Annotated in this window: 13 protein-coding genes; 4 read left to right on the top strand and 9 right to left on the bottom strand. The window is 43.0% G+C overall.

Features of this window, described 5'->3' with window-relative positions; translation table 11 throughout:
• Positions 1-25 precede the first annotated feature (25 nt).
• Entirely contained in the window at positions 26-601 is a 576-nt protein-coding gene (locus tag P0G38_RS08345; RefSeq protein WP_010748409.1) for a DUF456 domain-containing protein, read from the bottom strand.
• Positions 602-781: 180 nt separating this feature from the next.
• A complete protein-coding gene (obgE, locus tag P0G38_RS08340) occupies positions 782-2,095 on the bottom strand; it encodes a GTPase ObgE (RefSeq protein ID WP_005226173.1) in 1,314 nt (437 codons plus the stop codon).
• 248 nt (positions 2,096-2,343) lie between these two features.
• Between obgE and gap the strand changes: the two genes are divergently transcribed.
• Positions 2,344-3,354 (top strand): type I glyceraldehyde-3-phosphate dehydrogenase, encoded by a 1,011-nt coding sequence (gene gap, locus P0G38_RS08335; protein WP_005226174.1) that lies wholly within the window; start codon positions 2,344-2,346, stop codon positions 3,352-3,354.
• A 50-nt stretch (positions 3,355-3,404) separates the two neighbouring features.
• Here gap and P0G38_RS08330 read toward each other — a convergent pair whose 3' ends face one another.
• Together P0G38_RS08330 and P0G38_RS08325 are read right to left on the bottom strand one after the other, a co-directional pair.
• Positions 3,405-4,355 carry an alpha/beta hydrolase gene (locus P0G38_RS08330; protein ID WP_034868634.1) on the bottom strand — a complete coding sequence of 317 codons (951 nt, stop codon included), beginning with the start codon at positions 4,353-4,355 and terminating at the stop codon, positions 3,405-3,407.
• 178 nt (positions 4,356-4,533) lie between these two features.
• Positions 4,534-5,625, bottom strand: coding sequence for a DUF871 domain-containing protein (locus tag P0G38_RS08325; protein ID WP_060791964.1), 1,092 nt, complete (start codon positions 5,623-5,625; stop codon positions 4,534-4,536).
• A 182-nt stretch (positions 5,626-5,807) separates the two neighbouring features.
• On the opposite strand from P0G38_RS08325, the gene P0G38_RS08320 reads away from it, so the two are divergent.
• Positions 5,808-6,557, top strand: coding sequence for a peptidylprolyl isomerase (locus P0G38_RS08320; RefSeq protein ID WP_275855071.1), 750 nt, complete (start codon positions 5,808-5,810; stop codon positions 6,555-6,557).
• Between the two features lie 50 nt (positions 6,558-6,607).
• On the opposite strand, the gene fabZ is transcribed toward P0G38_RS08320, so the two are convergent.
• Positions 6,608-7,048 (bottom strand): 3-hydroxyacyl-ACP dehydratase FabZ, encoded by a 441-nt coding sequence (fabZ, locus tag P0G38_RS08315; protein ID WP_005226178.1) that lies wholly within the window; start codon positions 7,046-7,048, stop codon positions 6,608-6,610.
• Positions 7,049-7,254: 206 nt separating this feature from the next.
• Here fabZ and fabI point away from each other — a divergent pair, with 206 nt between their 5' ends.
• Together fabI and P0G38_RS08305 are read left to right on the top strand one after the other, a co-directional pair.
• Positions 7,255-8,010, top strand: coding sequence for an enoyl-ACP reductase FabI (gene fabI / locus P0G38_RS08310; protein ID WP_005226179.1), 756 nt, complete (start codon positions 7,255-7,257; stop codon positions 8,008-8,010).
• Between the two features lie 147 nt (positions 8,011-8,157).
• Positions 8,158-9,075, top strand: a complete 918-nt coding sequence (locus tag P0G38_RS08305) for a mechanosensitive ion channel family protein (RefSeq protein WP_015509767.1) — start codon at positions 8,158-8,160, stop codon at positions 9,073-9,075.
• 35 nt (positions 9,076-9,110) lie between these two features.
• Here P0G38_RS08305 and cbpB read toward each other — a convergent pair whose 3' ends face one another.
• From cbpB to racE, 4 genes are all read right to left on the bottom strand, one after another.
• Positions 9,111-9,614: a cyclic-di-AMP-binding protein CbpB gene (cbpB, locus tag P0G38_RS08300; protein ID WP_005226181.1), complete on the bottom strand. Its 504-nt coding sequence runs from the start codon at positions 9,612-9,614 to the stop codon at positions 9,111-9,113.
• A 109-nt stretch (positions 9,615-9,723) separates the two neighbouring features.
• Positions 9,724-10,236: a metallophosphoesterase gene (locus tag P0G38_RS08295; RefSeq protein ID WP_275855066.1), complete on the bottom strand. Its 513-nt coding sequence runs from the start codon at positions 10,234-10,236 to the stop codon at positions 9,724-9,726.
• Positions 10,233-11,585, bottom strand: a complete 1,353-nt coding sequence (gene rph, locus P0G38_RS08290) for a ribonuclease PH (RefSeq protein ID WP_275855064.1) — start codon at positions 11,583-11,585, stop codon at positions 10,233-10,235. The genes P0G38_RS08295 and rph overlap by 4 nt, the downstream gene beginning before the upstream one ends.
• Positions 11,586-12,401, bottom strand: a complete 816-nt coding sequence (racE, locus tag P0G38_RS08285; protein ID WP_015509769.1) for a glutamate racemase — start codon at positions 12,399-12,401, stop codon at positions 11,586-11,588.
• Positions 12,402-12,588 lie beyond the last annotated feature (187 nt).

Here is a 12,588-nt window from a genome sequence, read left to right as displayed (position 1 = left end):
AAGTTGCAATTGAAGCTTGTGGATTTTATTTCTCAGATTGGCGATCTTCTGCGTCGTTATGAGAGTTTTTCCAGTCTTCTTGAACGCGTGCTTTGGTGGATTCTTCGACTTTCTTAGCCGTTTCAATCTCTGCTTCCACTTCATCGTAGTCAAAGCGCGTGATGTCACCGCCTAATTCATTCATGATCAATTGATTCAAAGGACGATTGTCTTCTTCATCTGCGATCAATAATAACCCCGTATCACCAACACCAATTTGGTTTCCGACATGTTCAAAAAGCATTTGCGCATTTTGGATCTCTTTTGCATCACGAGTAGCACCGATCATACTGCCACCAAACCAGCCCAGCATGATTCCTAAAGGTCCGCCTAGCACACCAACGAGCATCCCGATCAATCCACCCGTTGATGTCTTATTGTTCCCAGTAAAATCGAGAAAGTCCTCGACTTTAAATTGATGCACGCCTTCATTGGTGTGGGTAAGAACCGCCATTTGTTCCCCTTTGATCTTCCGTTCCATATGCATCCGTTTCACTTCCGAAAAGGCTTGGTACGCTTTGGCACTGGCATCAAAATTCATTACAATGACACGTTTTGACATAAAAATCGCTCCCTTTGGTTTATTTGTTCTCTTCTTTATTTTAACAGTAAATCATTTAAATGAAAAAAGAAACCAAAAAGACTACCAATCATTGATTTCTTAGTGAAAATCAATGATCGGTAGTCAAATCCACTGCAGCTAAAAAGGTATTTTTTAGGCAAATGATGTTCTTTTAAACGATTATTCGACAAACTCGAACTCGAAGTTGCCGATCCGAACGATATCGCCGTCTTTGGCACCGCGCGCCCGTAATGCTTCATCGACACCTAAACCACGCAGCTGACGAGCAAAACGCATCACGGTCTCATCATGATCAAAATTCGTCATCTGGAATAGTTTTTCGATTTTTTCACCGCTCAAGATCCAAGTTGCATCAGGATCGCGATCAATTGAGAACTCTGGTTCATCCGATTGGAAGCCATAATGAACAACATCTTCTTCCATTTCTTCATCGTATAAAAGAAACTCAGGGGTGACTTCCAATAGATCCGCTGTCGCATTCAACAAGGCATCGATTCCCTTACGAGTGACACCAGAGATTGGGAAAATCATTGGTTCATCCGCGAACTCATCCGTTTTTTCTTTTGCCAGCTGCTCTTTGAAAAGGGCTAGGTTTTCTTCAGCATCCGGCATATCCATCTTATTGGCAACGATGATCTGTGGGCGTTCTAGTAAGCGCAAGTTATGGGTCGACAATTCATTGTTGATGGATAAATAGTCTTCATATGGATCGCGCCCTTCCATGCCGCTCATATCGATCACATGTAAAATAACCCGCGTCCGTTCGATATGACGTAAAAACTGAGTCCCTAAACCAACACCTTGCGAAGCACCTTCGATCAAGCCAGGCAGATCGGCTACTGCAAAACTACGACCATCAGTGGTCGTTACCATGCCTAAATTTGGTACCAGTGTTGTAAAATGATACGCGCCGATTTTTGGACGAGCAGACGAAATCACAGAGAGTAATGTTGACTTCCCAACTGAAGGGAAACCAACTAAACCAACATCTGCTAAGACTTTTAGTTCGAGCTCGATCTTTCTTTCTTGACCGGGTTCTCCGTTCTCTGCTAATTCTGGGGCTGGATTTTTTGGAGAAGCAAACCGAATGTTCCCACGGCCGCCCCGCCCGCCTTTTGCGATTACTAATGTTTGACCTTGCTCAATCAAATCACCTAATAAGGCACCTGTTTCAGCATCACGAACGGTGGTGCCTTGGGGTACTTTGATGTAAGTATCATCTGAGCCACGGCCGTGCATTCCTTTACTCATGCCATTTTCCCCGGGTTGCGCTTTAAAATGACGATTAAAGCGGAAATCCATTAATGTACGCAAACCTTCGTCTACGACTAAAATGACATCACCGCCACGTCCCCCGTCCCCACCTGCGGGTCCGCCGTCTGGGACATATTTCTCTCGGCGAAAAGCAACCATCCCGTCGCCGCCTTTTCCTGCTTTGACATCGATTGTCACTTGATCTAAAAACATGGACATTATTTGTCCTCCATTCTTTTTTTACTACCTTCTATACTTTTTGATTATCAGTTATCTCACTTTAAGTGGTTACTATTTCTCTAATAAGAAAGTCTATTTTATTGTAACGACCGAAACGCCTTTTGTCTATCTTTTCTCATGGGTTTCCGTAAGAAATCGCGAATTCTTAAGGGTTATTCTTTGACAGTCACAGGAAATCGTAGCAAACTTTTAAGTGTACCAGACACAATCAAAGGAGGAAACAAGAAATGACAGTAAAAGTTGGAATCAATGGTTTTGGACGAATTGGACGTTTGGCTTTTCGTAGGATCAAAGAAGTTTCTGCCGATATTGAAGTTGTGGCAATCAATGATTTAACGAGTCCAGTCATGTTAGCACACTTATTGCAATTTGACTCGACCCACGGCACGTACCCTGGAACTGTTACTGCAACGGATAATGCTATTGTTGTCGATGGCAAAGAGACCCGTGTGTACGCTGAACCAGACGCAAGCAAAATCCCTTGGGCAAAAGAAAATGGCGTCGATATCGTTTTAGAATGCACGGGTTTTTACACTTCCGCAGAAAAAGCACAAGCCCATCTTGATGCGGGTGTCAAACGAGTCGTTATCTCCGCACCAGCTGGTAATATGAAAACGATCGTTTACAATGTCAACTCCGACACGTTAACACCAGAGGATACTATCATATCCGCAGGTTCTTGTACGACCAACTGCTTAGCTCCGATGGCCTACTTTTTAAATGAGGAATTCGGGATCGAAGTTGGTACGATGACGACGGTACATGCCTATACTTCTACACAAATGCTATTGGATGGTCCGGTAAAAGGCGGAAACTTAAGAGCCGCTCGGTCCGCTGCAGATAACACGATCCCTCACTCGACGGGTGCTGCTAAAGCGATCGGTCTAGTTATCCCAGAATTAAATGGCAAATTACAAGGACACGCCCAACGGGTTCCTGTCGTCGATGGTTCTTTAACAGAATTAGTCTCAATTTTGAAAACCAAAGTAACCGCCGATGAAGTCAATGAAGCGATCAGAAAACACACCGTCGATAATCCGTCATTCGGTTACGATGACCGTGAGATCGTCTCTGGAGATGTGATTGGTACCACCCAAGGTTCTATCTTTGATCCGACACAAACAGAAGTAACCACGGCTGGCGATTTCCAACTGGTGAAAACCGTCGCTTGGTATGATAATGAATATGGCTTTACTTGCCAAATGATTCGTTTGCTAGAAGAATTTGCTCGTTTATAAGCCAAGGGTCAAGCAAAAAGTGCCGGTTCTTTTTTTGAACCGGCACTTTTTTATTCACTTGCTGGGTGATCGTATTTGTCCAAAAAAGCTGCAATTTTTTCTTTGTAAAGCGCTGGATCTGTTTTGTAGCTTTTCGCATGCTCGGCACCTGAAACAACCCACTTTTCTTTTGGTGCATCGGTCGCGTTATACAAAATTTCCAGCATCGAATAAGGAACAAACGTATCCGCATCGCCATGGATAAAAAAGATTGGACGCGTATTCTTTTGCAGTTGTTTGACTGCATCTGCTTCACCAAAGAAATACCCCGCTCGGATTTTTGTGACAAGGCTAGTGACATTCATCAATGGAAAGGCAGGTAGACCAAACAACTGATCGAGTTGATACCCCAATTCTTCATTGACGTTGGTATACCCACAATCTTCAATGATAGAAGTGACATTTTTCGGCAAGTCTTCCCCACTGGTCATCATTACCGTGGCAGCCCCCATACTGATGCCATACAAAGTGATCGTTTCTTCAGGACCATTTTTTGCGAGTACTTCATCGATCCATTGCAGATAATCCTTACGTTCGTGCCACCCAAAACCAATATAATCTCCTTCGCTTTGACCATGCCCTCGAGCGTCTGGAACCAAGACATTATAGCCTAAATCATGATACATCTTAGCATAGTCCGCCATCGTTTCTGCATTCCCCATGTAGCCATGCGCGATGATCGCCGTTTTTCCTCGATTCTTCTCCTCCGCCGGTAGATAAATGGCGGATAATTTTAAATCATCTTCAGAAGTCAGCTGCCACATCTCACGATTTGCGGGATCTGTAAACCAATTTTGCGATTCATTTCCTGTCTGATTTTCATCCGTACCAGGGGTATCTCCTTCCAAAAAATCTTTTTCTGAAGGAACCACCGCATAATCGTAAAAATAATTTCCTGCATACCCTAACCCCGCAATTGCTAATACAGCCACTCCGATGGCAATCTTCCAGCGCAATTTCACACTTGTCACGTCCTCTTGTTATATAGTTTACATAATATTATTATGGTTTCATCATTCCTCATGGAAAGAACCCACTACATAAATTACCGTTTTTTGCTCGTGTTTGTCAATCGCAAGCGCCCAAAAAGAAAACCATTGCCAACACGCTTTGTTGGCAATGGTTGATTTCTCGTGATAATTAGTTATTTTCGACCAATTTAAAACTTGACCAAGGTTTCAAAAATTCTAATAAGAATAGTTCCTCATCAGCGATCTTACCAACGACATTGACGCGACCATCATTTTTCATTGCTTTCAAGGCGATTTGCGTCTCACCTTTGTATTGTCCATAGCCAGCATTATCGATCAAGACATCCCCTCTTACCATATCACGGGTATCATGAGGGGGAAATTCCTTGTCTTTATAGTAGATCCGCGTCATCGTTGAACGCAAGATGTACTCTGAGCGATCTCCTCGATAGCTGTGCAGATTATCGAAGAGACAAATTCGTTCATCTTCAGTGATTCCGTCAACGACATCGACTCTTAATGTCGGATAATCAGCATGAAACGCTTCAGCCATTGCTGCCAATTCTGCTTCTGAAGCATAGGCATTTCCAATAGAGATATCATCGATCAAACCAGTCAACACTAAATGTTTGACTTGTGTAGCTAGTGGCAGATCACGATGGTCTTCCAAAGAGCATAAACCATCCTGTGTTGGCCATGGACCGAAATCAGCTTCGTGAGAATTCACGAAAGCCATCGTATTTAAATTGTATTTGCGGAATTTTTCCGAACAAAAAACAAAATGGTCATAGCCTAACCCTGAATAGCGATGAGGATAGAAGTTATGCGAACCGAGTAAATTTTCAGTATTAGGTGAATAACTCATGATGTTATCCACGTAGCTCGTGCCGCTGCTCATATTGATTTCGATTTTGATCCCGTAAGGATTACGGGTCATTTTGGCTTCTTCTGAACCAGTGAAACCAATATCTAACCGAACACCGTAAGCCCCCATCTCATCAAAGAAGGATAAATCATCATAAGAAATACCTAACTGTTCGAATAAACCAGGATTGATATCTACCATGACTTCCATTCCTAACTGATTGGCATAATCTACGACTTGCTTAAAGTCTGCCAAGACTTTTTCTTTGTCATCGTTGATTTGCAGCAAACTGGTAAATACCCGTTTAAAGCCGTATTTGTGTGCCAAGTCTAGATACGCTTTGTCCTTTTCAAACGTTGAGCGCTCTGGATAAATCGATATCCCTAATTTTCCCATCAAAAAAACCTCCTGTAAATTCTATCCGTTTATTATAATGAATCCTCTTTCATTATAGCAAACATCTAAAAAGTGGTCTACACCTTTCCGTCTGTTTCTTTCTCATTCCACAAAATCTGCGCTTTCTTCTATGTCTCTTTTTTGTTATGATTATCATTAAGAAAACTGGAAGGAATGAAAGAATGAAAAAAATCCTATTCACACTAACAGCAGCTGCTAGCCTTTTATTATTAGCTGCTTGTACAGGTTCAAGTACCACCGTTCCCTCATCAAGCAATTCAGCAGAAAGCACGTCAATCTCAGAATCCGTTGACTTGAATGCCCTGGAATTGCCGCAATTATCAACGGATGTGCAAGAGAATGAAGCTTTAGTTGAAATGGTGACGGAAGAAGGCTCGATCAAAATCAAACTTTTCCCAGAGATCGCGCCCAAAGCAGTCGAAAACTTTTTGACCCATGCCAAAGATGGGTATTATGACGGCTTGACTTTCCATCGTGTCGTAGAAGAGTTTATGATCCAAGGGGGCGACCCTAATGGTGATGGCACTGGCGGAGAAAGCATTTGGGGCGAAGGATTCGGCGAAGAATACTCCAACCAGCTTTATCACTTGCGAGGCGCATTAGCAATGGCAAAATCAAGTGCGCCAAACAGCCAAGGCAGTCAGTTCTACATCGTTCAAAATGATCAAGATGTATCCGACGGTCTAGCGATCCAACACTATCCTGAAAAAATCATCGAAGCCTACAAAAATGGTGGAACACCACGATTGGACGGCAGCTATACTGTATTTGGTCAAGTGATCGAAGGCATGGATGTCGTAGATAAAATTGCGCAAGCAGAAACCCAAGACTCTGGCAATGGTGAGAATTCTCAACCGGTTGAGCCAGTGAAGATCGAAACGATCAAGGTCTTACAAGAAGCCAAAGAATAAATAAAAAACCGCTGAAGTCTCCGATATTCGGGAATTTCAGCGGTTTTCTTTTATTTTTGGTCGCCAACGATAAAGGTGAATTCGCATTCCGCAGCTTTTTTGCCGTCCACTGTAGCGACCGCATCAGCAGTTCCTACAGAGCCTTTGATTTTAGTGATCTCGAAAACAAGTTTCATGGTATCTCCCGGAACAACTTTTTGACGGAATTTGGCTTTGTTAATGCCGCCGATATACGCCGTTCTACCTTGGAATTCCTCGGATTTCAAGATCAGGATCGATCCTGCTTGTGCCAATGTTTCTAAAATCAAGGCACCTGGCATTACTGGATTTCCTGGGAAATGTCCTTGGAAAAAGTCTTCGTTGATGGTGACATTTTTCGTTGCGATAATCTTTTTGCCAGACTCGATTTCATCGACGTAATCAATATATATAATTGGGTAGCGATTTGGAATCAAATCCATGACTTCTGTTTCAGTCAATAGTTTTTTCATGGTTTCCCTTCCTTGCTTAAGAATTTATTATAGTTTGATTATCAAAGTATCATAGTTCAGCGAAATTCGCAACTAAATATTTATTAAGAAAAAAATAGTTTGACAATCAAACAATTATGCTTAATAATTAGAAATCAAGATAGTTTGATTTACTATTTGTCATTATACGTATTTTATTATTGTTGAATTTATTAAGGAGTGGAATTATGAGTTTTTTAACTGGTAAAAAAGTTGTCGTCATGGGCGTTGCTAACAAACGCAGTATCGCTTGGGGCTGTGCACAAGCATTAAAAGCACAAGGAGCCGAAGTGATCTACACGTATCAAAACGACCGCATGAAAAAGCCTTTAGAGCGCTTATTGGAATCTGATGAATTTGTAGTGGAATGTGACGTCGCCAATGACGAAAGCATTGCTTCCGCCTTTGAAACGATCAAAGAATATGCAGGTGAGATCCACGGTGTTGTCCATGCCGTTGCTTATGCCAATAAAGAAGATCTATCTGGCGATATTTTGAATATTTCTCGTGACGGTTATGCTTTGGCGCAAGACATCAGCAGTTATTCATTGATTGCCGTCACCAAATATGCCAAACCAATCTTAGCTGAAAATGCTGGAATCGTTACCCTTTCCTACTTAGGTGCCGAACGGGCAGTACCGAACTACAATATGATGGGGATTGCAAAAGCCGCTTTAGAATCAAGCGTTCGCTATTTAGCTGCCGAACTTTCACCGCAAAAAATCCGCGTCAATGCGATTTCAGCTGGTGCCATCAAGACGCTGGCAGTAACTGGTGTAAAAGACTATCAAAAACTGATCCAATTGTCAGAGGATCGAACACCTGATCATATTGGTGTGACGATTGAAGAAGTGGGCAATACTTGTGCCTTCTTGATCAGTCCATTATCAAGCGGGATTATCGGCGAAGTGATTTTTGTTGATAAAGGCGTTCATTTATCTTAATCAATAATTGTCATAGAAAAGTCTGCTATTTGCCTCTCCGTTGGCTGAGCAGGCTTTTTCTGAAAAAAACAGGTATTTCAGAAAACCTCCTTTGCATTTCTATTTTATCTTCGTTAAAATAGATGCAGTAAGACTTGGAGGGATTTTATGAAACAACTGCTACTTGCAGCTAGCACGACCGATTCAAGTGGTTCCAGCATTACCGAACCAGCAGCTGCTCAGCTCAATGCATTACAAAAATGGTGGGCATCGATCGACTGGGAATCGATCATTGGCCTACTGATCCAAAAAGCACTGATGCTGCTTTTTTTGTGTATCTTATTCGGAATTTTATTAAAAATAAGCAACATGATCATTGACCGGATCTATCGGTCCTATGAAAAAAAAGCCACCTTCAATGTGAGTCGAATCAACACGATCCATACCCTGATCCGCAATACGGTTCATTACACATTAGGCTTCTTTTTTGTCTATGCTCTCCTTTCAACCATCGGCGTACCTGTAGGCTCGCTACTAGCCGGTGCCGGAGTTGTCGGTGTCGCCCTCGGTCTCGGCGCCCAAGGCTTTATGAATGACTTGATTACTGGCTTCTTTATAATTACCGAACAACAAATCAACGTTGGTGATTACGTCCGCTTGACCAATCTGACGCTTGAAGGTACAGTGACGGCCGTCGGTATTCGGACTGTTCAATTAAAATCCGTTGATGGAACCGTTCATTATATCCCAAATCGTAACATCACAACCATCAGTAATACATCAAGAGCCAATATGCAAGTCGTGGTAGACGTACGTATCTTACCATCTGAAGGCTTAGATGAAATACGTGCCATCATTGAAGAAGTCAATGAACAGATTGCTCAGCAGCACGAAGAAGAGATTCAAACGGCCCCTACGGTCTTCGGTCTGGTGGATCTAGGAAACAACAACTTTGCAATTCGCACGACCATGTATGTGACCAACGGTACGCAATGGAAAATCAAAGAGGAATTTTTGGCCGCATCGATCGATGCATTAACTGCCAAAGGCTATACGATCCCCAATGCGCCGATCGTCGGTATTTAAAAAAAGGTTATCCCGAAACTGGGATAACCTTTTTTCTATACCACATGCAGTTCATCTGTCATCTTTGGGGCATCTTCTTTCGAAATCAGCAAATAGCGTCTTTCGATTTCATGCGCCAAATGATTGACGGATTTTAAAATCTCTTTGCGGGTGATAATCCCAACAAAGACATTGTCATCATCAACGATCGGCAAGAATGCTTGATCCACTAACAGATGCAGCATACTTTCCAACTCATCGTTTTCTTTGATGCAATTCACATTGACTTCCATGACATCTGCCACAGTCAGCCCTTCAATATTTTCCATACTGAAGCCAGTGAGATCCATCATTCGTTCTACGATGTTTGAGAGGCTGATTAAGCCGACTAAATGGTCCTCACTATCTAGTACTGGGATCTTTGAATAGCCCACTTTTGATAAAACAAGCAATGCGTGACTCAAAGGGTGGTTATAAAATACCGATGCCACATTCTCTGCCGGCACCAAGAAATTTTCTTGATTCTCGAGTAATATTTTTTCTACGGTCTGTCCTATCAATCTAATTGCCTCCATTTCACAGCTACTCTTCTATTTTACTTGAAAATGAGAATAGAAAGTAGAAACCTGCAAAATTATAATGAAATTTTTACTTTTTGATTCCGCTTACTTAACGTGTAAAAACGAAAGCTAGCTCTGGGACTTTATGAAAGGAACGATCATAGTATTGGATTGCCCATTGTTCTGGCGTACTTTCAATAATCGCAAAACTTTTGATTTGAATTTGCCCTCGCGGTTGGGAAATACTGCCGGGATTCAAGAAAAGTCGATTCCCGACTTTCTCACAAGCAATTTGATGCGTATGACCAAACAAAGCGATCGTGGCATCTGCTTGTTGCGCTTTTAAGCCTAATTTGGTTACGCCAAAACGAACATCCGCCAAATGGCCATGGGTCATATAGATGGTATCCAGCGGCGTTTTAACGATACGCTCATTCGGAAAACCACCACCGTAATCGCAATTGCCACAAACGACTTGGAATGTTTCCCGTAAAGGATCCGTTTCAGGAAGTTCTGAATCCCCACAATGAAGGAACAAATCGACTTGATTTTCGAATTCATTTTTAAGATCAACAAGAATCTCACGATCTGAATGATTGTCACTGACAACTAAGTATTTCATACATTTTCTCCTTCTAACCACTCCCGCCACTGTTCCTGCAGTTTTTTGATTGCTAGACCACGGTGGCTCACTCGGTTCTTTTCTTCTTGACTCATTTGGGCTGCGCTTTGCTCTGAACCATCAGGAATAAACAATGGATCGTAGCCGAACCCATTTTCTCCACGAGGGATGCGGCCGATTCTCCCCGGCCATTGAGCTTCAACCACCAAACTCTCTTTTCCTGGCGCTGCGAAAACTAACGTACAGTGAAATTGGGCACTGCGTTTGTCATCTTCGACATCCGTCAATTCATAGAGCAATTTTGCATTATTGGCAGCGTCACTTTTTTGCTCACCAGCAAATCGAGCAGAGTACACCCCTGGTCGTCCCCCTAGTGCATCGACTTTCAGTCCTGAGTCATCAGCTAACACCGGTCTTCCCAAAATTCTGGCGATGGTTTCGGCTTTAAGGCGGGCATTTTCTTCAAAGGTGGTGCCGGTTTCTTCAACATCTGGCAAGGAAGGATAGTCTTTTAAGGTACGGACATCGTAACCTGCTGCGCCAAATACGGCTTTAAATTCCTTGGCTTTTCCTGGATTGCCTGTAGCAATGACGATCGTTTTTTCGGGAATCTCATAAGGGGGTTCATCTGGTAAAAACAGTGCCTCTTTTTGATAGGCAATCAATTCTTCGATAGCCGTTTTTCCGTAGATCAGCATCTCATTCAACTGCTGACCATCAAAGGTCGCTTCTTCCCCAGTTCCTTGCAATTCGACAAATCGACCGGATTCCGTCATCACCAAATTCATGTCGACAGCAGCTGAAGAATCTTCTTGATAATCGAGATCAGTCACACAGGTGCCATCTGGTAAGATCCCGACACTAATTGCTGCCAAATGATCCTTGATTGGATCTTCCGTCAATGCTTTGTCACGCAACAAGGTATCGATAGCTAAACGCAACGCGACAAATGCGCCGGTAATACTAGCTGTTCGGGTACCGCCATCTGCTTGAACGACATCACAATCGACCACGATACTGCGCTCCCCTAATTTTTCTAAATCGACTACTGCGCGCAAGGAACGAGCGATCAGCCGTTGGATCTCCATCGTCCGACCAGAAAGCTTGCCTTTGGCACTTTCTCGACGATTACGAGTGTTGGTCGCTCGTGGGAGCATACTGTATTCGGCTGTGACCCAGCCTTTTCCCGTATCTCGTAAAAACGGAGGGACCCGATCTTCAATCGTTGCCGAACAGATCACGGTTGTGTCACCAAAAGAGATCACAACCGATCCTTCGGGGTGTTTGTAGACGTTGGTTTGAATGTTGACTGGTCTTAACATTGTTTCTTTTCTGCCATCATGTCGCATTTAAAAGCCTCCTAAATCAGTGTGAATCGATGAGATCGTGTCTAAATCAAGCCAATCATTGGCGATCTCATCAAACATTTTCGGTGAACCAGTAGTAAAAAATGCATGTTGCGGATGCGGATCGTCCTGACTCGTTGCTGCAATGGAAAAATAGTCCAACAAGGTACTGACTTCCCCCACCGTTTCTGCCCCTGAATCAATCAGCTGGATATGAGCGCCCAATTCATTTTGAATCAAAGGACGCAATAAAGGGTAATGGGTACAACCCAAAATCACTGTATCTAACCGTTTGTTTTTCAATGGTCGCAACGTTTCTGCCACGATTTTCTTGGCGACCGAGCTATGGTATTGTTTACTTTCTACGATCGGCACAAACTTTGGGCAAGCCAAACTGACGACGGACGCATGAGGCGCTTTGCCATGAAGCGCGCGCTTGTAAGAGTCACTTTTGATCGTCCCGTTTGTCCCGATGACACCGATTCGTTGGTTTTTGCTTGCTTTGACTGCTGCTCGACTGCCAGGCAGGATCACGCCGATCACTGGGATCGCTAGTTGTTCTTTGATTTCTTCAAGGGCGACCGCTGTCGCTGTATTACAAGCGATCACCAACATTTTAATGTTTTTTTCTAATAAAAAACGGGTCATTTGCCACGTATACTCGATGACTTGCTCAGCAGGTCTCGGACCATACGGGCATCTGGCTGTATCTCCCAGATAAAGAATCGATTCGTTGGGTAATTGCTTGATTGCTTCTTTGACGACCGTCAACCCACCAACACCAGAATCGATAAAACCAATTGGTCTGTTGTTTGTCATAGTTTCCATCCTTTACATGAAAGAAAGAGTTTGGTGCATTTTTCTCTCTTATTCATTTTGGACTTTTTTTGTCTATTTTTCAAGTATTCCTTTCGTTTGCTAAAAAGCTTTCCAAAAAAACCACGAAACGGTCAAAAAGAAAAAAGCCCCCACGATTGGCTTACACCCCACAAGTTGCACTTGCGTG

Origin of the sequence: Enterococcus casseliflavus (assembly GCF_029215545.1) — a bacterium.
Taxonomy (GTDB): Bacteria; Bacillota; Bacilli; order Lactobacillales; family Enterococcaceae; genus Enterococcus_D; species Enterococcus_D casseliflavus.
This window is presented reverse-complemented; position numbering and strand designations above follow the sequence as displayed.

Excerpts from the sequence above, each read along its gene's own strand:
- fabZ (WP_005226178.1), bottom strand. The coding sequence starts at position 7,048 with ATGAAAAAACTATTGACTGAAACAGAAGTCATGGATTTGATTCCAAAT.
- P0G38_RS08325 (WP_060791964.1), bottom strand. The coding sequence starts at position 5,625 with ATGGGAAAATTAGGGATATCGATTTATCCAGAGCGCTCAACGTTTGAA.
- P0G38_RS08305 (WP_015509767.1), top strand. The coding sequence starts at position 8,158 with ATGAAACAACTGCTACTTGCAGCTAGCACGACCGATTCAAGTGGTTCC.
- P0G38_RS08295 (WP_275855066.1), bottom strand. The coding sequence starts at position 10,236 with ATGAAATACTTAGTTGTCAGTGACAATCATTCAGATCGTGAGATTCTT.
- gap (WP_005226174.1), top strand. The coding sequence starts at position 2,344 with ATGACAGTAAAAGTTGGAATCAATGGTTTTGGACGAATTGGACGTTTG.
- rph (WP_275855064.1), bottom strand. The coding sequence starts at position 11,585 with ATGCGACATGATGGCAGAAAAGAAACAATGTTAAGACCAGTCAACATT.
- P0G38_RS08345 (WP_010748409.1), bottom strand. The coding sequence starts at position 601 with ATGTCAAAACGTGTCATTGTAATGAATTTTGATGCCAGTGCCAAAGCG.
- P0G38_RS08320 (WP_275855071.1), top strand. The coding sequence starts at position 5,808 with ATGAAAAAAATCCTATTCACACTAACAGCAGCTGCTAGCCTTTTATTA.
- racE (WP_015509769.1), bottom strand. The coding sequence starts at position 12,401 with ATGACAAACAACAGACCAATTGGTTTTATCGATTCTGGTGTTGGTGGG.
- fabI (WP_005226179.1), top strand. The coding sequence starts at position 7,255 with ATGAGTTTTTTAACTGGTAAAAAAGTTGTCGTCATGGGCGTTGCTAAC.
- obgE (WP_005226173.1), bottom strand. The coding sequence starts at position 2,095 with ATGTCCATGTTTTTAGATCAAGTGACAATCGATGTCAAAGCAGGAAAA.